This window comes from Brevibacillus fortis (genome assembly GCF_003013395.1).
GTDB classification, from domain to species: Bacteria; Bacillota; Bacilli; order Brevibacillales; family Brevibacillaceae; genus Brevibacillus; species Brevibacillus fortis.
This window is the reverse complement of the sequence record NZ_PXZM01000045.1, coordinates 103,118-129,496: the sequence shown is the minus strand read 5'-3', so window position 1 is coordinate 129,496 and position 26,379 is coordinate 103,118. Positions and strand designations below refer to the sequence as shown.

At 46.3% G+C, this 26,379-nt stretch carries 28 protein-coding genes and 1 pseudogene; 4 read left to right on the top strand and 25 right to left on the bottom strand.

Annotation, left to right across the window (positions count from 1 at the left end):
- The 5 genes from C7R93_RS25600 to C7R93_RS25580 all read right to left on the bottom strand — a co-directional run bounded on the left by C7R93_RS25600 (position 1) and on the right by C7R93_RS25580 (position 4,365).
- Positions 1–1,269 carry a sensor histidine kinase gene (locus tag C7R93_RS25600; protein WP_106841429.1) on the bottom strand — a complete coding sequence of 423 codons (1,269 nt, stop codon included), beginning with the start codon at positions 1,267–1,269 and terminating at the stop codon, positions 1–3.
- 76 nt (positions 1,270–1,345) lie between these two features.
- On the bottom strand, positions 1,346–1,996 hold the full coding sequence (locus C7R93_RS25595; protein WP_106841428.1) for an amino acid ABC transporter permease: 651 nt from the start codon (positions 1,994–1,996) through the stop codon (positions 1,346–1,348).
- Positions 1,997–2,011: 15 nt separating this feature from the next.
- On the bottom strand, positions 2,012–2,665 hold the full coding sequence (locus tag C7R93_RS25590; protein ID WP_106841427.1) for an amino acid ABC transporter permease: 654 nt from the start codon (positions 2,663–2,665) through the stop codon (positions 2,012–2,014).
- A gap of 85 nt (positions 2,666–2,750) precedes the next feature.
- Positions 2,751–3,602, bottom strand: a complete 852-nt coding sequence (locus tag C7R93_RS25585; protein ID WP_106841426.1) for a transporter substrate-binding domain-containing protein — start codon at positions 3,600–3,602, stop codon at positions 2,751–2,753.
- A 34-nt stretch (positions 3,603–3,636) separates the two neighbouring features.
- Positions 3,637–4,365 (bottom strand): amino acid ABC transporter ATP-binding protein, encoded by a 729-nt coding sequence (locus tag C7R93_RS25580; RefSeq protein ID WP_106841425.1) that lies wholly within the window; start codon positions 4,363–4,365, stop codon positions 3,637–3,639.
- 186 nt (positions 4,366–4,551) lie between these two features.
- Between C7R93_RS25580 and C7R93_RS25575 the strand changes: the two genes are divergently transcribed.
- Together C7R93_RS25575 and C7R93_RS25570 are read left to right on the top strand one after the other, a co-directional pair.
- Positions 4,552–5,130: a sigma-70 family RNA polymerase sigma factor gene (locus C7R93_RS25575; protein ID WP_106841424.1), complete on the top strand. Its 579-nt coding sequence runs from the start codon at positions 4,552–4,554 to the stop codon at positions 5,128–5,130.
- Positions 5,120–6,106 (top strand): hypothetical protein, encoded by a 987-nt coding sequence (locus tag C7R93_RS25570; protein WP_106841423.1) that lies wholly within the window; start codon positions 5,120–5,122, stop codon positions 6,104–6,106. The genes C7R93_RS25575 and C7R93_RS25570 overlap by 11 nt, the downstream gene beginning before the upstream one ends.
- 80 nt (positions 6,107–6,186) lie before the next feature.
- On the opposite strand, the gene C7R93_RS25565 is transcribed toward C7R93_RS25570, so the two are convergent.
- From C7R93_RS25565 to C7R93_RS25485, 17 genes are all read right to left on the bottom strand, one after another.
- Positions 6,187–6,705 (bottom strand): DUF2179 domain-containing protein, encoded by a 519-nt coding sequence (locus tag C7R93_RS25565; RefSeq protein WP_007715966.1) that lies wholly within the window; start codon positions 6,703–6,705, stop codon positions 6,187–6,189.
- Between the two features lie 176 nt (positions 6,706–6,881).
- Positions 6,882–7,079, bottom strand: coding sequence for a hypothetical protein (locus C7R93_RS25560; protein ID WP_106841422.1), 198 nt, complete (start codon positions 7,077–7,079; stop codon positions 6,882–6,884).
- Positions 7,080–7,172: 93 nt separating this feature from the next.
- Positions 7,173–7,463, bottom strand: coding sequence for a DUF3817 domain-containing protein (locus C7R93_RS25555; RefSeq protein WP_106841421.1), 291 nt, complete (start codon positions 7,461–7,463; stop codon positions 7,173–7,175).
- A 96-nt stretch (positions 7,464–7,559) separates the two neighbouring features.
- Positions 7,560–8,087 carry a PadR family transcriptional regulator gene (locus tag C7R93_RS25550; protein WP_106841420.1) on the bottom strand — a complete coding sequence of 176 codons (528 nt, stop codon included), beginning with the start codon at positions 8,085–8,087 and terminating at the stop codon, positions 7,560–7,562.
- 12 nt (positions 8,088–8,099) lie between these two features.
- Positions 8,100–9,623, bottom strand: coding sequence for an MDR family MFS transporter (locus tag C7R93_RS25545; RefSeq protein WP_106841419.1), 1,524 nt, complete (start codon positions 9,621–9,623; stop codon positions 8,100–8,102).
- A gap of 111 nt (positions 9,624–9,734) precedes the next feature.
- Positions 9,735–10,382, bottom strand: coding sequence for a hypothetical protein (locus C7R93_RS25540; RefSeq protein ID WP_106841418.1), 648 nt, complete (start codon positions 10,380–10,382; stop codon positions 9,735–9,737).
- Between the two features lie 167 nt (positions 10,383–10,549).
- Positions 10,550–11,233, bottom strand: a complete 684-nt coding sequence (locus C7R93_RS25535; RefSeq protein ID WP_106841417.1) for an FHA domain-containing protein — start codon at positions 11,231–11,233, stop codon at positions 10,550–10,552.
- Between the two features lie 90 nt (positions 11,234–11,323).
- Entirely contained in the window at positions 11,324–12,238 is a 915-nt protein-coding gene (gene blaBBI / locus C7R93_RS25530; protein ID WP_106841416.1) for a BBI family class A beta-lactamase, read from the bottom strand.
- 205 nt (positions 12,239–12,443) lie between these two features.
- A complete protein-coding gene (blaI, locus tag C7R93_RS25525; RefSeq protein ID WP_106841415.1) occupies positions 12,444–12,842 on the bottom strand; it encodes a penicillinase repressor BlaI in 399 nt (132 codons plus the stop codon).
- A 41-nt stretch (positions 12,843–12,883) separates the two neighbouring features.
- Positions 12,884–14,653, bottom strand: a complete 1,770-nt coding sequence (locus tag C7R93_RS25520; protein ID WP_106841414.1) for a BlaR1 family beta-lactam sensor/signal transducer — start codon at positions 14,651–14,653, stop codon at positions 12,884–12,886.
- A gap of 236 nt (positions 14,654–14,889) precedes the next feature.
- Positions 14,890–15,459 carry an FAD-dependent oxidoreductase gene (locus C7R93_RS25515; RefSeq protein WP_106841413.1) on the bottom strand — a complete coding sequence of 190 codons (570 nt, stop codon included), beginning with the start codon at positions 15,457–15,459 and terminating at the stop codon, positions 14,890–14,892.
- A gap of 247 nt (positions 15,460–15,706) precedes the next feature.
- The gene (locus C7R93_RS25510; RefSeq protein ID WP_106841412.1) at positions 15,707–16,237 is read right to left on the bottom strand and encodes a GNAT family N-acetyltransferase; all 531 of its coding nucleotides are present in this window, start codon (positions 16,235–16,237) and stop codon (positions 15,707–15,709) included.
- A 407-nt stretch (positions 16,238–16,644) separates the two neighbouring features.
- On the bottom strand, positions 16,645–16,962 hold the full coding sequence (gene cyoD / locus C7R93_RS25505; RefSeq protein ID WP_106841411.1) for a cytochrome o ubiquinol oxidase subunit IV: 318 nt from the start codon (positions 16,960–16,962) through the stop codon (positions 16,645–16,647).
- Between the two features lies 1 nt (position 16,963).
- Complete coding sequence (gene cyoC, locus C7R93_RS25500; protein ID WP_048031550.1) at positions 16,964–17,572, bottom strand: cytochrome o ubiquinol oxidase subunit III; 609 nt, start codon at positions 17,570–17,572, stop codon at positions 16,964–16,966.
- Positions 17,573–17,574: 2 nt separating this feature from the next.
- Positions 17,575–19,545, bottom strand: coding sequence for a cbb3-type cytochrome c oxidase subunit I (locus tag C7R93_RS25495; protein WP_106841410.1), 1,971 nt, complete (start codon positions 19,543–19,545; stop codon positions 17,575–17,577).
- A gap of 23 nt (positions 19,546–19,568) precedes the next feature.
- Positions 19,569–20,555, bottom strand: coding sequence for a cytochrome aa3 quinol oxidase subunit II (qoxA, locus tag C7R93_RS25490; protein ID WP_106841409.1), 987 nt, complete (start codon positions 20,553–20,555; stop codon positions 19,569–19,571).
- Between the two features lie 513 nt (positions 20,556–21,068).
- Entirely contained in the window at positions 21,069–21,281 is a 213-nt protein-coding gene (locus C7R93_RS25485) for a hypothetical protein (RefSeq protein WP_106841408.1), read from the bottom strand.
- A gap of 260 nt (positions 21,282–21,541) precedes the next feature.
- Here C7R93_RS25485 and C7R93_RS31065 point away from each other — a divergent pair.
- Together C7R93_RS31065 and C7R93_RS25475 are read left to right on the top strand one after the other, a co-directional pair.
- A pseudogene (locus C7R93_RS31065) lies at positions 21,542–23,177 on the top strand (ATP-binding protein).
- Complete coding sequence (locus tag C7R93_RS25475; protein ID WP_106841407.1) at positions 23,170–23,889, top strand: response regulator; 720 nt, start codon at positions 23,170–23,172, stop codon at positions 23,887–23,889. The pseudogene C7R93_RS31065 and the gene C7R93_RS25475 overlap by 8 nt, the downstream one beginning before the upstream one ends.
- Before the next feature lie 28 nt (positions 23,890–23,917).
- Here C7R93_RS25475 and C7R93_RS25470 read toward each other — a convergent pair whose 3' ends face one another.
- The 3 genes from C7R93_RS25470 to C7R93_RS25460 form a co-directional block, all read right to left on the bottom strand.
- Positions 23,918–24,883, bottom strand: a complete 966-nt coding sequence (locus C7R93_RS25470) for an EamA family transporter (protein ID WP_106841406.1) — start codon at positions 24,881–24,883, stop codon at positions 23,918–23,920.
- Between the two features lie 19 nt (positions 24,884–24,902).
- Positions 24,903–25,355, bottom strand: coding sequence for an Lrp/AsnC family transcriptional regulator (locus C7R93_RS25465; protein WP_106841405.1), 453 nt, complete (start codon positions 25,353–25,355; stop codon positions 24,903–24,905).
- A gap of 234 nt (positions 25,356–25,589) precedes the next feature.
- Positions 25,590–26,372: a class I SAM-dependent methyltransferase gene (locus C7R93_RS25460; protein ID WP_106841404.1), complete on the bottom strand. Its 783-nt coding sequence runs from the start codon at positions 26,370–26,372 to the stop codon at positions 25,590–25,592.
- Positions 26,373–26,379: the final 7 nt, after the last annotated feature.

The window sequence follows — 26,379 nt, the reverse complement described above, 5'->3', positions numbered from 1 at the left end:
CTACACTCCCTCCCCTCCAAGCAATTGATCGGTCGGAATTTGTACTTCTAAGTGCGTCATTTCCTTCTGATCAGGTAAAATTCGCAAACTGCCTTGCAGGCTTTGAACAATCCCGCGAGCATGCGTCAGTCCAATTCCCGTAGATGAATTTCCCTGTTCGTCGTATTTGGTCGTATATCCAGGCTGGAACACCCATTCCTGCTCTTCTAGCGGGATTCCCGGCCCACTGTCAAGTACGCTGAACACCAGATGACGATGAATCAGCGTCACATTCAACTCAATCCGTCCCGAAGTCGGAATCGCCTCTACCGCATTGGCTACCAGGTTGTTTAGCACGGAGAGCAGCGCATAAATTTGGCTGGTCGACAGGTTGATGTTACAGCTCCAGTCGATTTGTATATCTTTTCCCAACATCTCCGCGTATTTTTGATTCGCACGAGCAACCAACTCACATAGCTCCTTGATCGGCAGCTGTGGAGCTAGCCCCTCCTGATTAATCAGCTTGGAAATGCCCGCCAGCATCCGCTGCGAATCTTTTTTCACCTCATGCACATTCTCAGCAATCGCCAAGGCCGTCGGGGATTCCTCATGATCCGAGGTGAGCAGACGCCTGTAGAGCTGGTAGCTCTCTCGTGTGATTTCCTCCAGATGCGTCATCGATTTGCGCAAGTAAAATGCTTCTTCATACAGCTCCGTATTAATCATCCGCAGACGCTCCAGCTCTTGCTGCCGCACCTCTCCCACTGCCCGCAACTGCCTGATCGAAAAACTGTTGTACAAACCGACAGCAAAAAAGCTGCGCAGAACTCCAAAGAAGAGGAGCATCAAAAAGCTTTGCCAGGTGATCGGCGAAAAATCAGTGAAATACTGTCGCACTTGGATCTCTACCACATTGGAGACGAAATCAATGGATGCGCCTATCAACCCTAGCCACAATGGGAATTCTCGATAGCTGCGCGCACGGAGCAAATAAAACAGGACGGTAAAGCTGAAATAGTAAAAGGCTGAGGGAAGATGCACAGCCACACTCTCCATATAGGGCCGGTACGCAAAAAAGACATCCATTCCGACGCGAAATACGAAGATAAACGTCCCAGTAAAAAATCCCGTTAACAATACAGGTACGGACGAAAACCACAGCAACCCGAAAAAGAAAGCAGCGATGCCTAAGGAAAAACGAAAAGACCCTCCTACGGGATTTACCTTCATCTCTCCAAAAAAAGCAGTTGCCAGCATGATAATAAACAGGATCAAAAGGCGTTCTCGCATAGCTGCTCCTTTCTTACGGAAAAAGATCTCCTATTCTTATTTTACTAAGAATCGGAGATCTGCAAAGATAGAACGATTAAGCGTGCTTGTTTTCCAATCGCTTGGAGACGACTGACAACGCGTAGTTGACGATAAAGTACATCACCGCCACCATCAGGAAGGTCGGGATGACGTAGTTGACATTGCGTCCGTTGATGATTTGTGCATGGTTCATCAGCTCTGGCAAAGCGATCACGACGGCAAGCGACGTATCCTTCAAGAGCGAAATGAATTGGCTCACAATCGGCGGAACCATTCTTCTGAGAGCCTGTGGAAGGACAACATTCCACAGAGTCTGGACATAATTCAGACCAGAAGAACGTGCAGCTTCAATCTGCCCTTTTTCGACCGAATTTAAACCGCTTCGCACGATTTCCGATAGCATCGCTGCTTCGAAAATAACCAACGCCAGAACAGCGGCCCAAAACTTGTCCAGTTTGATCCCCACTTCCGGGAGAGCAAAATACGTAAAGAAAATAATCAACAAGAGCGGCAAATTGCGAACCAACTCTACGATTGTCCCGAGAACGTGTGAGACTCCGGGAATCTTTGCGTAACGCAAAACCCCCACGACAATCGCAACGGAAAAGCTGAGGACAATTGACAAGAAAGCGACCTGCAAGGTGACCCAAAAGCCTTCGAGCAGGAAGGTCAAATGACTGGGCGTATAAGCTCCAAAAAAGTCCATGATGTCCCCTCCTTCTTATCGGCTTCCAGCCAAGCGTCGCTCCAAATAGCTGACGAACGCGCTCAACGGAAGGGTCAGTATCAGATAGAAAACAGCTACAAAAATGTACACATCAAAGGTAACAAACGTATCGGCGGAAATCAGGTCTCCAAAATACATCAGGTCAAGACCTGCAATCACACCTAATATCGAAGAGTTTTTTACGAGATTGATAAACTGGTTGCCCATCGGCGGGATCACGACCTTGATCGCCTGCGGCAAAATGATATAACGCATCGTTTGTCCGTACGTCAATCCCGACGAACGCGCGGCTTCTGTCTGTCCTTTAGGAATCGCCAGAATGCCTGCGCGAATTGTCTCCGCGATAAATGCTGCCGTATACACTGTCAAGCCGAGCGTCCCTGCAATGAAAGGCTCCAGCACGATACCAATTGCCGGCAGACCCACAAAAAAGAGGAAGACGACGAGAATCAGCGGGATATTACGGACAAACTCGACGTAAGCCGTCGCGATCCACTTGAGTGGTCCAATCGGAGAAATCCGAAAGATCGCAAAGAGTGTCCCCAGTACAAAGCTCCCGACGAGAGCAAGCAGGCTCGCCTGCAAGGTGTTCCAAAAGCCTTCGAGATACATATCCATGTGATCAAACAAGATAGAAAAATCGAGCATCTCTTTTGCGATCCCCCTTGTGTGTAGGAATATAAGGGAATGAGCGGCAGAGTAAACCGCTCATTCTTCATGGAGTCGAACCGCATTATTTAGTAGGTTTTGTTCCGATCCATTTTTCATAAATCTTGTCGTATTCGCCATTTTCTTTCATTTCTTTCAGCAGATCGTTCACGGTTTTCACGAATTCAGCGTCACCTTTGCTGATTGCGATGCCGTATGGCTCTTCCGTGAAGGTCTCTTCTGTTACACGGTAGTTCGGATCTTGTTTCGCCATGCCGTACAGGAGAGCGTTATCAGTTGTCAGCGCGTCACCTTGACCAGCTTTGAGTGCTGTGAAGGCTTCCGCGTAGTTTTCGAATTCAAGTACTTCTAAATCAGGAGCGCTCGCTCTAATATTTTTCGCAGAAGTAGAACCTTTCGCGGTCACGATTTTCATGCCTTTTTGCATGTCTTTCAGACTGTTGATGGAGCTGTCCTTTTTGACCAAGAAAGATTGACCTGCCAGGAAGTACACGTCAGAGAAGTCTACTTCTTTTTTGCGATCTTCCGTAATGGTCATCGTTGCGATGATCGCGTCGATTTCTCCGTTTTTCAGCATCGGGATACGCGTTTTGGAGGTAACTTCCTTCAGCTCGATTTTGTTTTCGTCCCCGAGTACTTTCTTCGCGATTGCTTTTGCAATATCGATATCGAAGCCTTCTACATTTCCGGTTGCCGGGTCTTTCAAGCCGAACAGGTTCAGGTCGTACTTCACTCCGACTACGAACTTGTCTCTTTCTTTGATTTTTGCCAATGTTCCCGCACCTTGTGCACCTGATGTGCCTTGTGCGCCGCCTTCTGCTTTACTACCCCCGCCACAGCCTGCCAACGCAGTTGCGCTCAGCATCAGTACGAGACCCATACCTGCTACTTTCTTCCAAAGCTTGTTTGCTTTCATCTGAATACCCCTTTTCTCTACTGTTTTATTTTTATTAGTGATTCAAAATCCGACTCAAGAACAAACGCGCGCGCTCTTCACGCGGACTTGCGAAAAACTCCTCTGGCGTAGAATCCTCAAGAATCGTGCCCTGATCCATAAACACGATGCGATCTGCTACTTCGCGGGCAAAGCCCATTTCGTGCGTCACGACCACCATCGTCATGCCTTCCTTCGCCAGCTTCTTCATGACGTCGAGCACTTCACCGATCGTCTCGGGGTCAAGTGCAGAGGTCGGTTCGTCAAACAACATGATTTTTGGTCGCATAGCCAGTCCGCGTGCAATCGCTACGCGTTGCTGTTGACCGCCAGACAGTTGTGTTGGGAACATTTCCGCCTTTTCCGGAATCCCTACCTTTTCCAAATAGTAGAGAGCCGTTTCTTCGGCTTCCTTCTGCGATACGCCTAGCACCTTGGTTGGTGCCAACGTAATGTTTTGCAGTACGGTCTTGTGCGGGTATAGATTGAAGTGCTGGAACACCATGCCGATGTCCCGACGCAGCTTGTTGATATCGGTGTTTTTGTCGTTCACTTTTACCCCGTCTACCACCAGCTCTCCGTTTGTAACCGTTTCCAATCTATTGATGCAACGAACCATCGTGCTTTTACCCGATCCTGACGGGCCAATGACCACGACGACTTCTCCCTGGTTGATATGCAGGTTGATGTTTTTGAGGACATGAAAGCTTCCGTAATGTTTATTTACTTGATGAAAACTGATCAACCTTAAATCCCCCTTGCTCTATGTCTTATTTTGTATACTAATGTCGAACTACTCAAAACTACTGAAAAAGACAAAGAAAAGTTTTTCTGTTTACAATTTTCTAATAACAAGCAATAAAAAACGAAGTGAACCTACCAGGCAAATGGGAGCCAATATATCATGTAAGACCTGAATGGAGGCCGGCCAATGAAAGAGGAAAACGTAAAGCCTTGGCTCATCCGGATGCGCCGAGGAGAGGAAGAAGCTTTTCAAGAAGTCTATCGAGCAACTCGTACTTACGCCTACAACCTGATCTATTTTCTGGCGCCGCACAAACAGGATGTAGACGACATAATGAGTGAAGTGTACGTGGAGTTGATTCGAAGCATCGACAGGTACGATGTGGAGCAGCCCTTTATCCCATGGTTCAACGGATTGATTGTGCGGCAGGTTCGCAACTGGAATCGAAGCATTTGGCGGAGATTCCGCCTGCTGGAGCGGGTAAAGGAAAAAGGATACGAAGCACCTGTCGCAGGGATGGAGGATAAGCTGGGGGCAATCAGTGATGAGCTGGAGGTCATTCCCGCCGTAGAGAAATTATCCTTCAAGCTCAAGGAAATCGTCGTACTGCGTTACTACCAAAACTGTTCCTTGGAGGAAATTGTCGCGATTCTCCAAATCCCGCTCGGAACGGTGAAATCGAGACATCACTTGGCGATGAAAAAGTTGAGAGAGCATTTTGAGCATCGCATCAATAGTAAGGAGGCAACTTATCATGTTCATTGAAAAAAAGCTGAGAGATGAGTATGAATGGGCAGCAGGGAAACTCCCCATTAGTCCTTCACTGGACAGCAAAATCGAGAGAGCAGCTAAAAAGGAGTGGGCTGGCAAGGGGCGTTTGCACCATGGGCTGCGCTTTCGTCCAAAGCTGGTACATGTTGCAGCAGCATTCGCCCTGCTCACCGGTTTTGGTTATGCGACACACAGTTTGTTGTACAAGGTGGATGAAGGCTCTGTCCGTATGGAGGTTCAAGCCCATAAGGATTTTACATTGACGCAAATCACTCCTAAAGAAATACGGCTGGAAATGGCAAACGTAGAGAACAAACTGGCAACAGGCGAGACCGCCCTCGTCTATTTCGCAGCGTTGGAAAAAGAGAAGCACCCTCTCTTTCAACAAAACCCCATAATCGGCATAAAAAAGCCGGATGTCGTGAAAGATTGGAAAGCATGGACTGCTGTCCTCAGTGAAGAAGCTTCTCTCTCTCATGCCCTGCCACGCCAGCTTCCTGACAGCTTTTCATTCCTTGAGGGCAAACAGGGTACCCCCTACGGTGTCCTGCTGGGTCAAGAAGGACAACAGTGGCTGCATGAGCTTCAGGAAGAAAGCAAAGAAACAGGAAAAAATGTCGTCTGGAAAGTAGTCCCACAAGCAACTTCCCCTATCGAAGCGTATACGAGCCTCTATGAGAACGAGCAAAAAGAACGCATCTTTGTCACGATAGAGAGATTCACGAATGATCAGCTAGACGTACAATTGAGCACGCCAGAAACAACGAAATACGACGCAGTAACCGTCCATGGAAAAAAAGCGCATTACACGAAAAACGACCAGTTCTTGTTTAGCAAATCCGGTCAGTATCAAGAGCTGTCTTGGATGGATCATGATGCAGAGCAAACGATTATGTATCGTGTAGCTACCGATTCGCCAACGGTTTCTAAAGAAATGCTGCTCCAAGCCGCAAAAGCAAGCCAGCAGTAACAATACGAAAAGCCAGCCCTCTCTTGCTTTGTATCCGCAAAAGAGGACTGGCTGCTTTTTTTGGTTATCGTCACAAGGGATTATCCCCGCAGGCGGTTCACCCAGAAGCCGCCCTTCAAATGCTTCGGCTCAAAGGAGATCACGAATGCTTTTGGTGCAATCTCATGAATGAGGTTCCACAGTTTTTTCTCGTTGCTACGTTTCGTCAACACTTGCATCATGAGACGATGTCCGTCACGTCCCTCTGCTACCCAGGAAGTAACTCCAAAGCCGTGTTCGCGCAGCTTCACAGGAACCTCCAAGTCGACGGAATCCACTACGACTTGCAGCGTGACATAGCCCAAGGCCAAATACTCCTCGATCTTGCTGCCGATGAATACACCCATTCCCCAACCGATACAGTAGGCTGCGAGATTGATCGGATTGTCCAGGTTGTCCAGAACAATCTCCAACCCTTTCAAATACACGAATACTTCCACCATCGCTAACAGGGATGCCAACACCCGATAGCCCTTGATCACCATCAGTAGTCGCAGCGTAAAAAACGAAACGTACAAAATGTTGATCCCGATGATGATCAAAACAAACGCCAAGCCCATTGCTCTCCTACCCCCACCCAGACCGGGTATCATGATGATTTTGTAATCGTGATAATCATATAATTGAAGGTATTTTTATAACAGCGGTAAAGTTTGGTTTTGCTCGTACAATTTCCGCGCGAACTCCTCCATCAATCCTCGCTTGGCCACACCTTTTTCCGAATTATCTGTTCAAATCAAACAAAACATCTCGCAATGACATTTTGACCGACATATTGTTCGTTCAATTCATCCGTCGCTACCTTTTCTTCTGTGATTGCAAGTGTGATAATCTGCGGCAGAACCAGCTTGTAACGGTCCTCCATCACGGTTTCGAGAACATATTGCCTCTTTTCGTCCCACAAAAGAATTCCTGCTAAAATTCTGGTCTCCACACAGTCCCCTCCATTTTTTCTCTTATGAATATGTACGAAAGACGGGTACAATGACCCGCCTTCAATTGCCTTACCTCATGTGTAAATGTATTCTTACTGCTCTTTTTTCAGACGTGCATCCAGAACAAAGTTGCCGAATGGCAGTAATGAAGCGATAAATGCCCCGATCACTTTCATGAAGGACCACTTATTCGTCATTGTAACATGTGCCAATGCCAAAATATACAGGACAAAAAACAATCCATGAAGCGAGCCAGCAATTTTTACTGCGGCTGGATAATCCCAAAAATACTTGAGCGGCATAGCAATCCCGAGAAGTACCAAATACGAGATCCCTTCGATTAGGCCGATGAGACGGAAGCGTCCGAGGGCAGAGTTCATCATGTGCGGGTACCATCCTTGCTATTGAAATTACCACTATTATAAACGAAAAACTATCATAATGATGAAAATAGTCCAATGTTCATAATAAATTCAAAATCAACGGCCCCACGCCTCTTCTCGGATGCGTTCCATCCAGCGCATCTCTGCGTGCAAATGCTCAATGGCACCGATCAGAATGGTTCGTGCCCCCCAGCTAAGTCTCTCTCTTTTTTGCTCCTGAATCGATTCCAATAATCCAGTTAACCGTCTTACCTCCTGGATGTTCACTTCCAAGGCCTCATCCATTTTCTGTGGATCACCGTACGAAGCAAAAGTAAGAGCCGCGTAGATCGGATTGGTCAGCTGCGTCGGTTTTTGCAGTTCTTCCAAGAGAAGCTGTTGGAAATGCTCTTCGCCTTTTGGCGTGATCCCATACATCGTCTTATCTGGGCGGCTAGTCTCACGAATGACTTCTTTGACCTCAATCATCCCGCTCTTTTCCAGTTGGTCGAAGGCATAGTAGAGTGAGCCTTTGGCGTATTTCATGTAACAATCCATTCCCCTGGCCTTCACCTGCTGCTGAACCTCGTAGGGATGCTTCTCCCCTTCCATCAGCAATCCCAGAACAAGCAATTTTAGACTCATGACGATTCTCCTCTACCCGCGTTCCAATTTCGGTTTCGGTACGGAAGGCGATTTCGCCAGCGCCCGATCATTTCCCATCAGCAAAATGCACACGAGAGCAAGAACAGCAGGAACAAGCGCCCACATAAACGTATTCGCAATCGAAGAAGCGAGAATATCGATCATTTGATCCAAAACAGGAGCCGGAATGGATTCGCGCGCTTCTGGTGTCAAAATCGCTCGCGGGTCCGTAATGGCATTCGTCATCCCTTGCCCCCCGAAGGCAGAGAACATGCCGTTTTCAAACGAGTTGCGCTGCAAGATCCCAAACACGGTAATTCCCAACGTCATCCCCAATGAACGGGAAAAAGAGTTCGTCGAACTAGCCGATCCTCTTTGACGCATATCAAAGCCATGAATCGCTGAAATCCCCAAGGTGGAGAAAGAAAAGCCCACGCCAAACCCTGCAATCACCATGTAAAGCGTAACGATGGAACGAGGAATATCAGGCGTCAGCGTACTTAAAAGAAAAATACCGGGTATGAAAAAGACTGCGGACAAAAGCATAATATTGCGGAAGCTCGTCTTCGTCGTCAGAAATCCGCCCAGTTGGCTGCCAGCAACCGAACCGAGCATCATCGGTGTCAACAGTAATCCGGCATTCGTCGCCGATCCGCCATATACGCCTTGGATAAAAATCGGCAGGTATACCGTAGCGATAATGAAAGCAGCCCCATACAACAGCGCAACCGCATTTGTCGTGGCAAATAACCGCTTCTTGAACATGGAGAACGATATAATCGGATCAGATGCCCGCTTCTCGACAAATAGAAAAATCACAAACAACAAGAAAAAGGAAGAGAACAATCCAATAATCTGCATCGAATCCCACGCGTATTGATTGCCGCCCAGCTCCAGTGCAAACATCAGACTCACAACTGCACCGACAAGCGTAATCGCTCCCCACCAGTCAATGCTCTGCTTGCGGTATTCCAGCGACTCTTTGTAATACATCGAGATCAACCAGAGGGACACCACACCAATCGGTACATTGATGTAAAAGATCCAATGCCAGCTGACATATTCGGTAATATACGCACCTAGCAAAGGTCCAAATACGCTAGACGTACCAAATACAGCTCCGAAAAGTCCCGTCATCTTGCCGCGCTTCTCCGGCGGGAATACATCAAAAATAATCGTGAAGGCAATCGGCATCAACGCTCCGCCGCCAATCCCTTGAATCGCTCGATAAATGCTCAACTCCACAATGCTGTTTGCCGTCCCGCATAAAATGGAGCCTAACAAAAATACAATGAGACCAAATATGTAAAACCGTTTTCGCCCATACATATCGGAGAGTTTACCAAAGATCGGCATCCCCGCCATCGTAGCGACCATGTACGCTGATGTCACCCAAACAAACTTATCCATGCCGCCCATCTCACCGACAATCGTAGCCATCGCCGTCGCAACAATGGTATTGTCCATGGAAGCCATCAGGAGACCAAGCAGAAGCCCCGCCACCACCATATTCACTTTACTTTCTCTTGCAATCATTGCTTCACCCTCCTGACTGGTCATATCAAAGTACTATACATTATTATATTCAAATTTGACTACATATCGAAAAAAAATACTCCTTTTCTTGGAGCATCTTTTCCTGATCGATTATTGTCCAAAAGGTGACGGGCTGGGCTGCTGGGCCTGATCACCTTTCCACATTTTATACGCCGCTTCTGACATCGGCTCCACTGTCGGCTTAATCTCTCCGGTGAATGGATTCTTATCATAGGGCATGTTAAACGTCCGTGTCCCGTCGCTCTTACGCATCAAAGAACCATCTGACAACCTCACCCAACTGCTGCCTGGTCCTCCATCGTCTACGACATAGATGCCGTTAGCATCCCAGGCCGGATACGTTGGCACGTTATTTACCGGAGGACGTGTAGTCTGTTTCTTGACTGGTTTTGTTGCGGTTTTCGTCTTTTGCGTGTTCTTCTTCGGCTTGCTTGATTTAGCAGCTGCTACCGCTTTTGTTTTTGGCGTTCCTTCATTCTGCTTTGGCGTTGACCCTGTTGTTGCCGGTGCTGACGTTGCTACTGGCTTTTCAACCGGATAGGCGGAAACGTTAGCGGCGCGCAGACCTTGATTAGCCAAATCCATGGCGGGCATTGCAGTGCCTGCTTTTTGCGAGACAGATGCTGTTTTTGTATCCGTTCGTCCATCTGTTTTTACCGCGTGAATCAATGTCGGCCACAAATAGGCGTTGAAGCCTAGTAATGCGACCATCAAGGCAATACCTACTATTTTTTTCATAATAAGGACTCCTATGACTGAATGATTAGGAAATAGAGCAATGACTTCTGGCCTATATCAGAAGTTTAGTCGATTGGAAGAAAAAAGAAAACACCTTCTCATGTTTTTCTTGAGAAGGTGTTTGTTTTGAAAAGGCTTTTCGTATGAGTCATTTCAAGAGCCCTGTTTCAAACATCTAAGCGATACCCATATCGTGGAATCGTCTTGATTTGCTGCCCGTAGTGCCTAAGCTTTTTCCTTAATCGATATACAAGCGCATTGACTTCCACCCGTCCGACATCTGGGACATTCCCCTCATGCAACATTCGCTCTGGCCAAACTGTTAGCATAATTTCTTCAAAACTAACGGCTTGGTTCGCTTTTTGGTATAGAAGCTTCAGCAAATCCATATCTTTTCCGGTCAAATGCAGTCTAGCCCCGTCGAAACGTACTTCTCTTCTCTCCAGATGAATCTCCAAACTTGGCAAAAGCGAAGCGCTCTTTGGCTGCGTGAAAGGGAGTTCCCCAGTATCTTCCAGTCTATTGACCTCTCGTAAAAAGACGAGCTCTGCTACCCCTTTTGACAAGCTGATTTGATCGCCGTGACGAAGAATGTGAGAGGAATGATAAATCGGCGTCCCGTTTACCTCTGTGCCATGTTTGCTATCCAAATCGATAATCTTATAATCGTTGCCGATCTTTTGAAAAGCTGCATGCAATCTCGAAATGTACGGACTGGCAAATGTAATGTCCAGTTGAAAACTAGTCCCCCTCCGCCCGATTGTACAGCGATCTTTTGTGAGATATTTGCGCGTGGTAAATTGGTTGGGGTCCCCTTTTTTTACGAGTAAATACGCACCGTTGTCTATCATCTAGTGATCACCTCACTTGTTGATCTATACCAGCCTGCCTGTAGGGAATAGCATTGGTGAAGTAGTAAGTTTCGTATGTTTACTGATCTATCACGGTTTTGCAGCCGTCAGTGCGTCGACAGCAACCTTGGTAGCTTCAGCAATGAGCGCATCATCATAAGTGGCGTCCTGCTTATCCCTGCTAGACAACACTGCAATGACAATGGGCTTTTTATTCGGTGGCCATATGATACCCATATCATTTCGCGTTCCGTAGCTTGCCGCTCCCGTCTTATCTCCGACCTTCCAGTCTTTGGGGACGCCCGCACGGATCAGCTTGTCTCCCGTCGTGTTGCCTTGCAGCCACTCCGTAATAATCGTCTGCTTGTCAGACGAAAGCACATCCCCTACCGTATAGGCTCTTAGAGTCGTTGCAAGTGCTTTAGGTGAGCTTGTATCGCGAATATCTTCCGGTTTAGCCTCATTCAATTCCGTCTCGTAGCGCTCGGATGTCGTCACATCATCACCAATCTGTCTCAGAGCCGATTCAAAGCCTTTAGGGCCGCCAAGTTCTTTGAACAACAGATTTCCCGCCGTATTGTCACTATAGCGAACCGCGGCGTCTGCAACCTCGCGAAGAGTCATCCCGGTCGCTACGTGTTTTTCTGTGATGGGTGAATAAGTAACGAGATCGTCCTTGGTGTAGGAGATCACTTTGTCGAGCTCTTCCAACGATTTCTGATGCAAGACTGCACCTGCGGCTAAAGCCTTGTATGTAGAGGCAAAAGCGAACCGTTCATCCTCGCGATAAGCGACTGCCAAATTGGTGTCGGTGTCGATCGCATATACGCCAAGTCTCACATCAAACTTGTTTTCCAACGCAGCGAACTTTTGATCCATGGCAGATGCTGGCGTTTCCGTTTTTACGACGGGTGCTTCTGCCGAAGAGCAACCCGTGAGTGTGAGAAGCGTAAGAAAAATTGTTTTCACTGTAAATCCGAACAGTCTAGATTGATGAACTTTCATGGATGACAAACCTCTTTCTAGGAAGATATAACCATTATATTACACACGTAATATCGTACTACATTTGTAATCAATTGATTTCACGATAATATTACACGCGTAATCCAACAGTGTCAATCTCCTTTTTCCTGCTAAAAAAGACGCCCTTTCAAGAAAACTGGATAACCGTTACTGGTTTTTCCAAGTCAGCTTGAAAGGGCGCACTCTATTTATTAGGATGATCAGTCGATGATTGTTTCGCATCCAATATGGAACGCAGCTCCTGAATCTCCTCATCCGATAAAGAATCCTTCTGGATGAACTGAACCAGCATCGATTTTAGAGCCCCGCTGTAAATCCGCTCCAGAAATGACTGTGCCTCGGCGTGCTGGCATTCATTTTGCGAGTACATCGGATAAAACGTATAGACTCTTTGGTTTTGATTGACTCCAACGGCATTTTTTTGAACCAAACGATTCAAAAGAGTGCGTACTGTTTTTGGGTTCCAATCCGTTTGACCTTGCAAGGAGGAAATAATTTCGTTGGCCGTCAGCGGCGACTTTTCCCATAGCACATTCATGACTCGCCATTCTGCCTCTGAAATACTTGGCATGGATGTAGACACTGAAGTCTCCCCCTTTCTAATAATGACGGAAAAAGCAAAGACTAGTAGAGACCTTTCGCTTTCAAAATAGACAAGGTTATTTCTGCTGCTGTAGGTCCATTCGCGTAATCTTCGTTTTGTATATTTGTAGCAAAGAAGTAGGTGCCTTCCTCGTTCTCTACATACCCGACAAACCAACCGTTCACATCTTTTTGATTTACGGCGCCCGTACCTGTTTTCCCGGAAAGAATCGAACCTGCCTTTTCCGATAACCGGATAGAATCTTTCACCGTCTGGATATTGTTTTCTTGAAAACCAAACTGGTTCGTATAGAACGCTTTTAATAATTGTACCTGCTCCACCGGAGAAATCTTCAAGGTAGATTCTATCCAATATTGGCCGACTCCACCAGATGTATTGTAATTCCCATAGTTCAATTGTTCCAGAAAAACTTGAATCATATCCGGAGAGATGCTCTTATCTACCTCATTAAAATACCAGTTCGTGGAATATCTCATCGCTGTAAATAGATCTTGATCCCGGTTCCACTGTTCATACGGATAGCGGATTCCATCCCATTTTAATAGGGAATCTTCGCTTGAAATCACATCGGCCTCCAAACCAAACAAGGAAAGAAAAATCTTGTAGGTGGAGTTCGGTGAAACTCGTTGTGTACTTCCTGCCTTGTTGTAAATCCGATACTGATCGGCTTTCAAATCATATAAGACAAAACTACCTTCAAAGCCACGGAAATAGTTGTCTAAATCCTCGTAAATGGTTCGGTCATCTTGAAAATAATAGCGACTGCGATCGTCGGCTAAAGCGGAACCAACAAGAACCTGACTGGCAACCAATACGCCCATCATGGAAAAAATGACTGTACTTTTCAACTGCAACAGCTTTGATTCGGTCTTATGGGATGCGATTTTCTCAATTCGTTTTTTAACTTCCTTCTTGGAACCATTTAACTGATTGGCCAAAACGACATTTCCGGCTCGACTTTCTTTATCCAAAAACTTAATGATGGTATGACCATATTCCGCATAATTTCGCTTATCCAAAAAGTTCAGCACAGCTACATCACAAGCAATTTCACGGTCCACTCTCATTTCCCGAAAAGCCAGCCAAACCAATGGATGAAACCAATACAATAGCTGATACACGACGGTCACATAGTTCATGACGATATCGTGGTTTTTTTTGTGCATAAGTTCATGCAAAAAGATGTATTTCATTTCATTGACCGACAGCCATTCGTCAAAATGACTGGGAAGGACAACATACGTCGTAAAAACGCCAAACGTCATCGGAGATTTGACTTGCTTAGATTCTGCTAGCACGATGTGCCGCGTTATTTTGACATCCTTCTTGCATTGTTCGAACAAATCGATGATTTCTTGATTGGTGATCACAGTTGCTGTCCGCTTAAGCTGCTGGATTTTTAACCAAGCTGATAACGTGATCAAAGCACAAACGATCATGCCGACTACCCATATGCTGACCAAAATCGTAGGGAAGGCGTCCGGTGTATAGCGACTTACCGACAACGTTAAATCCTTTACCCAATTCGCATTTTCAAACACAGGAGTCTGTGTAGCGAGCGTAGAACTGACAGCTTCATTACGCTGATTCATGCCTGAAACAAAAAGATTTCCAAAATCAAAAAAGGAATTCGGGATAATAACTGGCGTCAAAGCGACCAACAAGAGAAACCACAAATTGTACTGCCATCTAGCCGACAGCTGTGAGCGAAATACTTTTCGAATCAAGAAAATAAGTGCGATCGTGCAGGAAGATACGATCAAGCTTATCACCACATGATTGACGGACATGCTACCTGTCTCCCTCCCTACTTTTACAAAGTAATCTAGATAAAAATAGAATCCGTATCATTTCTCCAGAGCAACAGGAACGCTCTTCAACCTGATAGGATTCCTCTCTTCGCCTAACACAATTAGTTTCATTATGTCAAAAACGAGATCACGATACAAGCGATTCATGTTACCAAGTAGACTTGATATAAAAGAAAACACCTTCTTTAAAATGGTAAGAAGGTGTTCCTAACCTTTTAGTTTGTTTTCAAAACATCGTGGTCGACGTAGCGCTCGCCGTTCAGTTCGCTGATGACATTGATTGCGACCTTTGCGCCATCCCCAGAAGTAATGATTGTATGTACGCTTACTCCTGCGCACGTACCAGCTGCCCAAATTCCCTCGATATTCGTCTTCCCTTGTGCATCGACATTGACTACGGTTTTGATCCGTGGCTCAGTGCCTTCTGTGGTCTTCACCCCGATGGATTCCGCAAGTGTCACGAGCGCTCCAGTGGCTAGGATAACGTGCTTCGCCTCAAAGCTGCCTTTTTCCGCTGTCTCAACAAGTAAGCCTTGTTCTGTTTTGCTAATATTGCTCACTTGATCGGCTACCAGCTCCGCACCGAATTTCGCTGCTTGCTTCTTACCGATCTCAATGAGATCTGGACCTGAGATTTCCATGATGCCGTAATGATTTTCCATCCACGCGCGCTTGGTCATGCTTTTGTCATTATCAATCAGTAACGTCTTCTTACCTGCTTTTGCAGCAAACAACGCTGCACTTCCTCCTGCTGGGCCTGCTCCAATAATCACGATATCAAACAAAGAAATCTCTCCCTTCCAAAATAACTTTCACAACATAATTATATACTAAGTATTGTAAATTTGACAACAGCTTTCGCAATTTTGTGCTGACTATATGGAAAATATTTGATCTAAGGAGTGAATTCTATCGAACTGCGAATTGGTTTTGTGATTGGCAAAAAAATTGATTGCATACGAGGTAGATTAATAAAAGGGAAAGGGCTATCTCAAACGTCATCGATACTGACATTGAGATAGCCCTCTACTTTTACGAAGGTCGTGTAATCCAGAATCGGCGGATGACCACTCCATCATCGTCCGTACATTCTGCCTCAAAGACACCCCCGTTCTTCCGAATCGTTTTTTCCGATGCAACATTATCATAATCACAAATCACCAATACTTCATTTATACCCAGCTCGCTCGTGATGTTTAATGCTTGCGCCAAAATTTCCGTCGCGTATCCTTTGCGTCTCTCGGAAGGTCGGATTCCATATCCGATATGCCCGCTGTATTTTCGTAAACGCTCGTTCAAACGATGCCGAATATTCACCGCCCCCACTATGCGTTGCTCCTCATTCACGAGCCAATACGTCGAATGAGGAACATAGCCATCCGGAAGATTTTCCTCGCTGCTCTCACCCACCAGAAATTCCAGATACGCAGAAAAATCATAAGGCTCCCGACCCACCACCCACGGTACGATAGGCTCTCCACTTTCTTTCCATTCCTCATAAAAGGAAATATACTCTGCTTGAAGTTCTGCACAAGGCTTCGTTAAATACAGTTTCCCAGCCATCGACTCCACTCCCTTTGCATATTTTAGCGTAAAATTCTTTCTATTATAGCTGCAAGGAGAGAGAGTTACTAGCCAAACAATTTTTTACCTTCTTGAATCACTTCTATTAGTTGACGAAAAGCCGCGTAGGAAGAAGCGCATTTCCAGTCCAAGCGCCTCTGGAGCCCCACTCAGCTTCGGAAAAAATGGCGGGGAATTTCAGCTTCACTTATGGAATACTTCTTCGAAATTTCAACGTTTGAAGCGCTCCCGCCATTTTTTCTGAAGAAGCGGACAGTCAATCCCCCTTGCGGGGCGTAGGCCGAAGCGCAGACTGGAAATGCGCTTCTTCCCCCCACTGCCGCCACTTCAAAAACAAGAAAAGCGTGACACAAGCAACGAATCGCCTGTGCCACGCTCTTAACTGATTAATATTTGTTAAACAACATGATCCAGAGGGAACCTACAACGATTGTAAATACAATCACAAGTCCGAGAATCAATGTCTGTACGTTGTAGCGCGGTTTTTCTCCTTCGCGGATGTGCATGAAGAAGACCAACTGAACTACGAACTGCAATACCGCCATTACCAAGATCGCGATCATGGTCGCCGTTTTACTCAAAATTGAGTTCATGACCAGCACGAGTGGGATAATGGTGAGCACGATCGACAGAATAAAACCGATCACGTACTCTTTCATCGATCCGTGACTATGATGTCCGCCATGGTTTTGATGTTGTGCCACCTTACATCACCCCCATCAAGTAAACGACTGTGAAGAGGAAGATCCACACAACGTCAAGGAAGTGCCAGTACAAGCTCAGGTTGGTAATTTTGCGGCGAGTAACCGCGGTGATTCCACGACGCTTCAGCTGGAAGATCAACGCAGTCATCCAGAACAAACCAAGCGTTACGTGCAATCCGTGCGTACCAACCAGTGTGTAGAAAGCGGACCAGTAGCCGCTAGTACCCATGGTTGCACCTTCACTGATTAAGTGCATAAACTCAGTGACTTCCAACACTACGAAAGACAGTCCCAAAAGACCCGTTACAGCCAGCCAAGCAATCAACTGCTTGACATTGCCTTTGTTCATCGCTAGAACAGCGAGACCGCTGGTAAAGCTACTTGTCAACAAGATAAAGGTTGAAGCAATAACACCTGGCAGCTGGAACAATTCCTGTCCAGTTGGTCCGCCAGCAAAGCTATTCATCATTACCGCATACGTTGCAAACAATGTACCGAACAGCACGCAGTCTGTTACAACGAAAATCCAAAAACCAAGAACCTTTAATTGTTCATGCTCTTCATGATGGTCGTGGTCGTGGCCGTGACCATGGTCATGATGCTGCGCCATCGTTACACCACCCTCCCCAGTGAAGCCTCAGTGCGACGCACTTCCTCCACCGGTACGTAATAATCCGTGTCGTATTGGAAGGAGCGTGCCCACATGCATGCGAATACTCCAATGAATCCAATGACGGCCATCCAAACCCAACCAAATGTGAAACCAAAACCTACCAAGAACCAGAAGTTCGCCATGATAAACGGAATTCCAGAGTTCTTCGGCATATGAATCGGCTCCAGTTTCGCCGGTTGTTCTTTATAGGTGCCATTTGCTTTTGCTTCTTTTGTTGCCCACCAGTCATCCATTTCTTTCACTTGTGGTACAACAGCGAAGTTGTAGAACGGTGCAGGTGACGGAATCGACCACTCCAGCGTACGACCATTCCATGGATCGCCTGTCGTGTCGCGCTCACCATGCTTGATGCTGTAAGCGATTTGCCATACTTGGAAGATGAAACCGATACCCATCATGAATGCCCCAACAGTGGATACCAGGTTCATGTCTGCCCAACCGCGGTCCCAACCGTACGTGTAGTAACGGCGCGTCATACCCATGAAACCGAGCGCGTATTGCGGCATAAAGCACACGTAGAAACCAATATTCCAGAACCAGAAGCCCCATTTGCCCAGCTTCTCGTCGAGCTTGAAGCCGAACAGTTTTGGCCACCAGTAGTAAATACCAGCCAGGTAACCGAACACTACCCCACCGATCAATACTTGGTGGAAGTGGGCAACCAAGAAGTAACTGTTGTGATACTGATAGTCTGCCGGAGCTACTGCCAGCATTACCCCTGTCGCTCCACCAATTACGAAGCACGGGATAAAGGCAATGGTCCACAGCATTGGTTGTTTAAAGGATATCCGACCACGGTACATTGTAAACAGCCAGTTAAAGACCTTAACCCCGGTCGGGATCCCAACAACCATCGTTGATATCGCAAAGAAGGCGATAACACTTGCGCTCGTACCCATCGTGAAGAAGTGGTGAGCCCATGTAAAGAACGATACAACGGCAATGATCATCATCGCCCAAACCATTGATTTGTAGCCGAAAATCTTTTTACGTGAGAACGTAGCCACGATTTCAGAGAAGATACCGAAAGCTGGTACTACTACGATATATACCTCAGGGTGACCCCACATCCAGATGAGGTTGAGGTACATCATCGGATTACCGCCGCCGTCCATCGTGAAGAAGTGAGCACCTGCAAAACGGTCAAGGAACAACAGTGCAAGTGTTACAGTCAAGATTGGGAAAGCGAAGATAATCATAATGCAGCTGGACAATACGGACCAGCTAAACAATGGCATTTTGGAAAGCTTCATGCCAGGTGCACGCATTTTGAGAATCGTTACGATAAAGTTAATCCCTGTCGCCAAACTACCGATACCGGAGATCTGAATCCCCCAAATATAGAAGTTCTGACCTGGTCCAGGGCTGAATTCATTTTGTGACAATGGCGGGTAAGACAACCAACCAGCGTCCGGGGAGCCCCCGATTACGAACGAAAGGTTGAACAACATCGCACCGAGCATAAACAACCAGAAGCTGAGTGCGTTCAAGAACGGATACGCTACATCTCGAGCACCGAGCTGAAGCGGTACTACCATGTTGAACAAAGCAAACATCATCGGCATCGCCATGAACAAAATCATGATCGTACCATGAGTCGTAAAGATGGCATTATAGTGTTCCGAGTTCAGGAACTCTACGTTCGGGAATGCCAGTTGCAAACGCATCAGCAGGGCGTCAACCCCACCGCGGAACAGCATCAGAAGCGATGCGATCAAATACATAATACCAATACGCTTATGGTCAACTGTAGTCAACCATTCACGCCATAGCCAACCCCATTTTTTATACTTAGTCAGAACGAATACGATCGCAACCATAGATAGTACAATCGATACGTCCGCACCGTAAATCAGCGGGTCACCTGTTACAAAGAACGTGGATGCAAAATCCTTAATGTTCTCCCACACGTGGTATTCCTCCTCCCTCTCGCCTAGTGGTTCATACTGGAATGATTCATTCCAGGCATGTTGTGCGATTCAGTCTTTTGCTGCGTATTTTGCGAAGTCTCATTAGAAGACTTGTCACCTGCAGGCGCAGGAAGTTTCTCCATCACATAGTCCATATCGTGACCATGGCCATATTTGGCAACGATCTCTTCAAACATACCTTCTGGGAATGCAGAGTACGTAAACTTATCTGTCACGCCAGGCTTGCGAAGTTCTTCATAATCTGCCTTCGTCATAGCTGGAGTCGTACCTTTTACTTCTTTGACCCAGTTATCGAACTCTTCTTTCGGTTTTGCCACTACATTAAACTGCATTTTAGCGAAGCCTTCACCAGAGAAGTTGGAGCTAAATCCAGCGAATGTACCTGGTTCATCTGCTTGCAGATACAGCTCGGTAGCCATTCCCGCCATCGCATAAATCTGTCCACCCAATTCTGGAACCCAGAAAGAGTTCATCGGTGCATCAGCAGATACTTGGAAGCGAATCGGTACACCTGCTGGAATCTCCAGATGGTTAACAGTTGCGATATTTTGTTCTGGATACGTGAACATCCATTTCCAGTCCAAAGCCGTAACCTGAATGGTCATAGGGGCAACTTCTTTATTTGGGTTCTCTTTTAACAAATAAATATCACGGACAGTAAAGTAACCCAGCAATGCAACGATAACAATAGGAATAATCCACCAAATTACCTCTAGGGTTGTACTGTGTGCCCACTCCGGCTTATAAGTTGCTTTATTGCCCGGTGTATCCCGATAGCGGTATACAATGAAAGCGGTAAGCGCAATAACCGGAACGATAATGACAGCGACCAATATCGTGGAAATAATAATGAGATTGTACTGCGTTTCTGCTACAGGTCCTTTTGGATTCAAGACGAGGTATTCGCTACCACAGCCTGTCAGCAGAACGGTGCCCAACACTGCCAAGATCCAAAACTGGATATGCCTCAGCATTTTTCCTCCGCTCATTCTCCTAATCCCTCCTAGTCACAAACAACAAGCATGTAATACTTTGAGAGCGTCAGTTCTTTTTAGGTGAACTTCGCCTCACATATGTCGATAGTGCAGTCACTCTCTATGGAGAGGTCTCGTGCATTCACACTTTTCGAGAGCTCCTCACAATAGAGGTTTTTTAACACAAGTGAACTTCACTATTTGCCGCATATCCATACTATCAGAGTCAGCGAGCTTTTGTACTCGTTTTTAACGACGTTCAATATTTCGTAGCTTTTCTGTTACAAAGTGTTCACATAGCATTCACGAGTTGATCATATTCTTGTTAGGATTCTCCTCTAATGAAGTTTAGCACCCATTTCTGGTCATCTCGCCCAATCTTGAATGTCAAGTTTCTTTTCACTTTTAATAAAAAAATCAAAAAAACGCCAGCCCGGTTGGCTGACGGCAAAATTCCGTATAGATAAAAAAACCTCCCATTTATAATGAAGAAAATGAGAGGTTCTCTAAGGGATTACTTTTATCTTGTTAGGCGTCATTTCTTTTTAATGTCATCAAGCGAAACACCGTGCTCATAATGAAGATATTCATGCCAGCGATCAAAAATCCGATAGACACCATCAACGGCAAGTTCTGCGATCTGAAATCGCTTGCAGTGAATGCCATAATAACAGCACCTACGACTAATACTGTCCAAGCCATCCATCTTAATACATCTGCTGCTTTTCGATCGTTATTCATAACACAAAACCCCTATCGCTATAGATTTTTTGCGTGACCGTTTTTGTTTGATGCTCTTATTGTAACATAATATTCACTTGTTGTTCATATTTTGTTCAATTTTTTATAAAAAATTTGTCAAAACTTTTTTCATAAACCTATTGGTTATCGCATTGTAACATTTTTACTTTGTGTCACAAATGTGAAAGCGTTATTGTTATAATGAATGGAGTAAACGGTTTCATACATTTTTAGCATCTGGATCTGTCATCGAAGGTGGTTTGCCCATGGTTCATACACCCAAAAAAGCCCGCATCAGCCTCTTAACCCAAATGGTTCTGCTCATTTCCATCGTTGTCCTGATCAGCATGGGGATTGGAACTGCCTTATTTTCCTTCATATTAGATGATATTTTGGATCGCTATATTGGACAGCAGGCCATGACGGTCGCCAAGCTATCTGCCATGAACGAACGCATTATCGCAGCCTTCGATACCGATAATCCTTCCCAGACGATTCAACCGATAGCCGAAACCATACGAATGGAAACGGGCGCCAGCTATGTGGTGATTGGAAACAAGGACGGAATTCGATACTCTCACTACGACCCAAAGCAGATTGGACTACCGATGGGAACAAGCAATGACCCCGTCTTTTTAGAAAACCGCTCGGTCATTTATCGAGGGACAGGCATTTCAGGTCCAGCCATCAAAGCGAAAACACCGATCGTCAACAAGAAAGGCGAAACAATCGGCGTCTCCTCTGTCGGCTATGTCATGAGTGATGTAGAGAAAAAGGTCGCAGAATACAAGGAAAGAGTCGTCTCCTTATCCCTGGTGCTGTTGGTCATCGGAATTATTGGCGCTATTATCATTGCCAGACGAGTAAAGCGATTGATCTTTGGTCTGGAGCCAGAAGAAATCTCCTTTTTTTTTTACAGAAAAAGCAGCTATTCTTGAATCGATTCGCGATGCTACGGTAGCAGTCGATATGCAAGGGCGTGTCGTCTCGATGAATAAACGCGCACGATCCCTCCTCCAAGAGGATTTGACCATAGGAAAATCGATCGCTAGCCCGCAATTGCGTGACATCATTTATTCCGTTAATCGAAATACGCAAGAAATGAACTATAAAATTTTGCTGGGACACGAAATTTTTATAACCGACTACTCTCCTATTTTGAGTAATAACGAGATCAGAGGCGTGGTCTTCACATTTCGTCCAGAGTCTGAAATCGAGCAGCTCACCGAAGAAATTACGAAGATCAGTTCCTTTTCGGACAATATGCGGTCACAAAATCACGAATATTTAAATCGTTTGAACACCATATATGGCCTACTCAAGCTAAAGGAGTACGACAAAGCAATCGAACTCATCACCGATGAAGTAAAGGAACGGCAGGATATTCTCGCCTTCATTATGAGCTCAGTAAAAGAGCCCTTCATCGCAGCTTGCCTGCTAGGGAAAATCAACCGCTCCAAAGAACTGAAGGTATTGCTCGAAATTGATCAGGACAGCTATTTGGGAAATGTACCTGACAGCTTGGATACAAAGGTATTGGTCACAATTCTCGGCAATTTGATCGACAATGCGATGGAAGCTGCACTCGAATACAAAGGCTCTGACGCAATGGTTCACGTATCATTTACCGATTTAGGTGGCGATATCATTTTTGACATCGAAGACAACGGGCACGGGGTATCAAAAGAATTGGAGCCTCGCATATTTGAAAGCGGTGTCACTACAAAAGCAGGTGAAAATCGCGGACTCGGTTTGGCCATTGTGAAAAACGCCATCGAGCTGTTAGAGGGGCAAATCTCACTCGGGAAAAGTGATCTTGGCGGAGCGCGTTTCACCGTCGTTGTCCCCAAAAATTGGGACAAAGCAAGTAGAGAGGGGGCAATCCACGATGTCTGAGAAACCCATTACCGTCATGATCGTGGAAGATGACGAAATTGCAGCGAGAATCTATGAACAATTCACAAGTAAACTGGAAGGATTCCAGATTATTGCCACGGCCACGACTGGAAAACAGGCATTGGAGATGCTTCACGTCGTTACGCCGGATGTGCTGCTCTTGGATATTTATTTGCCGGATATGAACGGGATTGACCTGTTGCGTGAAGTACGGAAGCATTTTCGCGGGATTGATGTGGTCATGATCACAGCGGCAAACGATGTGGAAACCGTGCGTGAAGCGATACGTGGCGGGGCATACAGCTACATCATCAAACCGATTATGATCGATAAATTCATGTCTACCTTGGAGCAATATGCTAATACAAGACGTCAGCTGCAGCAGCATACAACCATTGATCAAACAGCCGTGGACAAGCTATTTACGAAAGCCGCACACACTCCCGCTACCAAAACTGTTGAGACTGTCGCCACTCTCCCGAAAGGCATCGACAAGCTGACATTAAAGCTGATCCGGGACAAGATGCAGGAGACCACCCAAAGCATGAATGCCGATGATCTCGCTGCACTGGCTGGCATGAGCCATTCGACCGTGCGCAGATACCTCGAATTTCTCGTCTCTATTAATGAAGTGACGGTCGAGACGTTCTATGGAACCGTCGGACGTCCGGAAAGAAAATACCGCTGGGTTCCGCAAAAAGCGGCCAAATAATGCCTGTTGGCAAAAAGAAGGGGAAGCTTCATTTATGAACCTGAAGCTTCCCCTTTTCATTTCCTGCTACCGGTTGTGTCGCACCTGGACGCTTTCCCCGAAACATCGTGATGATGGCAACAGCTGCGATGATCATGACAGCAGCCATCAAGGTTTGGCTCGTCAATTGTTCATCAGCGATCAGCCAGCCTAAAAATACTGCGACAATCGGGTTCACATAGGCGTATGTGGAGACCAGTGAAGGCTCTGCATTTTTTAAAAGCCAAATATACGCCGTGTAGGCGACAATGGAACCGAATCCAACTAAATAGCCAAAGGCAATCCAGGAACGCAGGGTAATCTCCGACAGATGCAGCTTCGTCCAATCGTCGAGAAACAGCGACGCAATCCCCAGCAAAATTCCTCCGATGATCATTTGCAAGGCGGTCGCCATCACTGGTGATGCCGGGAGCTTCGCATTACGCGAATACAACGATCCCACTGACCAGCAGATCGAGGCAAACAGGAGCGCCAGAATTCCGATAGTATCCACCCCTTGATTACCTGTGCCCCCGGGATGGACAACCAGCACAGCGATCCCTGCCAACCCAAACAGAATTCCTCCCATGACGCCAACTGTTGGCTTCTGCTTGCTGCCACCGATCCAGTTGAAGACGAGAATCCATAATGGAACCGTAGCGACTAGTAAGGAAGCAATTGCTGACGGTACCTTGAGCTGTGCCCATGCGACAACCCCGTTGCCTCCCAGAAGCAGTAACGCCCCAACAATTCCGGCCCCTTTCCATTCGACAGCACTGGGCAGCTCTGCTCCCTTCCAACGTCCGATCAGGAACAGGATCAATCCCGCCAGAAAAAATCGTGCGCCCGCCATAATAAAGGGAGGCATCGATTCTATGGCGATCTTCATTCCGAGATAAGTACCTCCCCAAAAAATGTAGACCGCTAGCAACGCAATCGTAACGACAAATAATTTCGAATCTTTTTTTCCTGTCATTGTGTTTCCACCTTGGTTGTCAAATTTCTTTCCATCCATCCTCGTAGATCGTCGACAAGACGAAGGTCGTAGAGGTTTCCAGTATTTCGTCATACTGAACCATTTCATCGATCAGATTGGTGATATCTTCCGATGCCGTTGCACGTACTTTTAGCATCATACACCACTCTCCCGCGAGCCGTTGGCATTCGATGATGGTCACGTTTGGTACCTGAACGTTCACAATCTTTGCTGTGAGTTCCTTGAAGTTCTGACATCTTGCTTTGACGAAGATCAATACCTTCAGCTTTTGATCTAATTTTCTCCAGTCAATGATGCCACGGTATCCCTTGATAACGCCATTCTTTTCGAGCTTGGCAACCCGTTGGTGGACAGCCGGTCGCGAGATGTGCAGCAGCTTGCTGATTTCCTCGTGAGATATCCTTCCGTTTTCCTCGAGCAATTGAACAATTCTCAGGTCAACTTCATCCATCACATACCTCCTGTGGTTATAGTAGCATATTTTCCTTCATATAGACCATTTGTACTCTATATTGACCGAATTCAAACGAATAGTAAATACAAACCAAGATACCAAACATATAATGCCAAAAACCGTCGTGAAAACAGCCCTTATCATTACGAATCGTTACTTAGGTACCCATATAAAAAAGAACAAGCCCCCGCTTGATCGTAAGCGGGGACCAGCTTAGAAGCATCGTCCTTATCATTCTAGCTTTTCAAACAGCGCCATCCATTCATCTACTTGGATGGAAACGACTTGCTCGCCCTCTTTTTTTACAGCAAAGTAGGCTTGGATTTTTTCATCAGCACTTGTAATATGCGCGGTAACTTGCTCGACCTGTTCCTCAGACTCTGTCGTACGTCTGACCCAACTCGAATACGGGAACGTCTTTTTCCGAATGCGCGACTGGCTCTCCACCAGACCCGCTTGCTCCATCCACTTCAACCATTCGGAGCGTGAGTAGCTACGTACATGGCTGGTATCGCGCAGTTTCTCCAGCGTATTCACAAATCGATCCAGCTTTTCATCCTCTGCTGCGATGTTGTCGATCAGCACGAACTTTCCACCCGGCTTCAGGACACGGGCCACTTCTTTTACAAACTCCTCTGGGTTCGGGAAGTGATGAGCCGCGATTCTGCACCCGACTGCATCAAAGGATTCGTTCAGAAATGGCAGTGCTTCTGCGTCTGCGACCACATAGAGGACATTGCTTGCGTGAGACTTCAGATGGTTTCGCGCCGCCGCAAGCATCGGCTGTGTCAAATCTGTCGCAATGACTTGACCGACATGTGGAGCGATCGCCTTCGTAAGATGACCACCACCTGTCGCCACATCGAGAAACACCGAATCAGGCAACGGATTCAGCCATGGTGCCAGGAGAGCAAGATCCTCTCCCGTAGCGTGCGTCTGGCTATTCACATACTTTTCGGCATTCGCACCGAACTGCTGTTTGACTTCTTCTTTGATCTTTTTGTCATCGCGCATGAGAATG

What these genes read in the sequence shown, in the direction of transcription:
- C7R93_RS25595 (WP_106841428.1), bottom strand. Translation starts at nt 1,996, where the DNA reads ATGGACTTTTTTGGAGCTTATACGCCCAGTCATTTGACCTTCCTGCTC.
- C7R93_RS25520 (WP_106841414.1), bottom strand. Translation starts at nt 14,653, where the DNA reads ATGTCCGTCAATCATGTGGTGATAAGCTTGATCGTATCTTCCTGCACG.
- blaBBI (WP_106841416.1), bottom strand. Translation starts at nt 12,238, where the DNA reads ATGAAAGTTCATCAATCTAGACTGTTCGGATTTACAGTGAAAACAATT.
- C7R93_RS25470 (WP_106841406.1), bottom strand. Translation starts at nt 24,883, where the DNA reads ATGACAGGAAAAAAAGATTCGAAATTATTTGTCGTTACGATTGCGTTG.
- C7R93_RS25475 (WP_106841407.1), top strand. Translation starts at nt 23,170, where the DNA reads ATGTCTGAGAAACCCATTACCGTCATGATCGTGGAAGATGACGAAATT.
- C7R93_RS25555 (WP_106841421.1), bottom strand. Translation starts at nt 7,463, where the DNA reads ATGATGAACTCTGCCCTCGGACGCTTCCGTCTCATCGGCCTAATCGAA.
- C7R93_RS25570 (WP_106841423.1), top strand. Translation starts at nt 5,120, where the DNA reads ATGTTCATTGAAAAAAAGCTGAGAGATGAGTATGAATGGGCAGCAGGG.
- C7R93_RS25565 (WP_007715966.1), bottom strand. Translation starts at nt 6,705, where the DNA reads ATGGGCTTGGCGTTTGTTTTGATCATCATCGGGATCAACATTTTGTAC.
- C7R93_RS25585 (WP_106841426.1), bottom strand. Translation starts at nt 3,602, where the DNA reads ATGAAAGCAAACAAGCTTTGGAAGAAAGTAGCAGGTATGGGTCTCGTA.
- C7R93_RS25460 (WP_106841404.1), bottom strand. Translation starts at nt 26,372, where the DNA reads ATGCGCGATGACAAAAAGATCAAAGAAGAAGTCAAACAGCAGTTCGGT.
- C7R93_RS25540 (WP_106841418.1), bottom strand. Translation starts at nt 10,382, where the DNA reads ATGAAAAAAATAGTAGGTATTGCCTTGATGGTCGCATTACTAGGCTTC.
- cyoC (WP_048031550.1), bottom strand. Translation starts at nt 17,572, where the DNA reads ATGGCGCAGCATCATGACCATGGTCACGGCCACGACCACGACCATCAT.
- C7R93_RS25575 (WP_106841424.1), top strand. Translation starts at nt 4,552, where the DNA reads ATGAAAGAGGAAAACGTAAAGCCTTGGCTCATCCGGATGCGCCGAGGA.
- qoxA (WP_106841409.1), bottom strand. Translation starts at nt 20,555, where the DNA reads ATGAGCGGAGGAAAAATGCTGAGGCATATCCAGTTTTGGATCTTGGCA.
- C7R93_RS25545 (WP_106841419.1), bottom strand. Translation starts at nt 9,623, where the DNA reads ATGATTGCAAGAGAAAGTAAAGTGAATATGGTGGTGGCGGGGCTTCTG.
- C7R93_RS25510 (WP_106841412.1), bottom strand. Translation starts at nt 16,237, where the DNA reads ATGGCTGGGAAACTGTATTTAACGAAGCCTTGTGCAGAACTTCAAGCA.
- C7R93_RS25465 (WP_106841405.1), bottom strand. Translation starts at nt 25,355, where the DNA reads ATGGATGAAGTTGACCTGAGAATTGTTCAATTGCTCGAGGAAAACGGA.
- C7R93_RS25485 (WP_106841408.1), bottom strand. Translation starts at nt 21,281, where the DNA reads ATGAATAACGATCGAAAAGCAGCAGATGTATTAAGATGGATGGCTTGG.
- C7R93_RS25550 (WP_106841420.1), bottom strand. Translation starts at nt 8,087, where the DNA reads ATGAGTCTAAAATTGCTTGTTCTGGGATTGCTGATGGAAGGGGAGAAG.
- C7R93_RS25590 (WP_106841427.1), bottom strand. Translation starts at nt 2,665, where the DNA reads ATGCTCGATTTTTCTATCTTGTTTGATCACATGGATATGTATCTCGAA.
- C7R93_RS25535 (WP_106841417.1), bottom strand. Translation starts at nt 11,233, where the DNA reads ATGATAGACAACGGTGCGTATTTACTCGTAAAAAAAGGGGACCCCAAC.
- C7R93_RS25600 (WP_106841429.1), bottom strand. Translation starts at nt 1,269, where the DNA reads ATGCGAGAACGCCTTTTGATCCTGTTTATTATCATGCTGGCAACTGCT.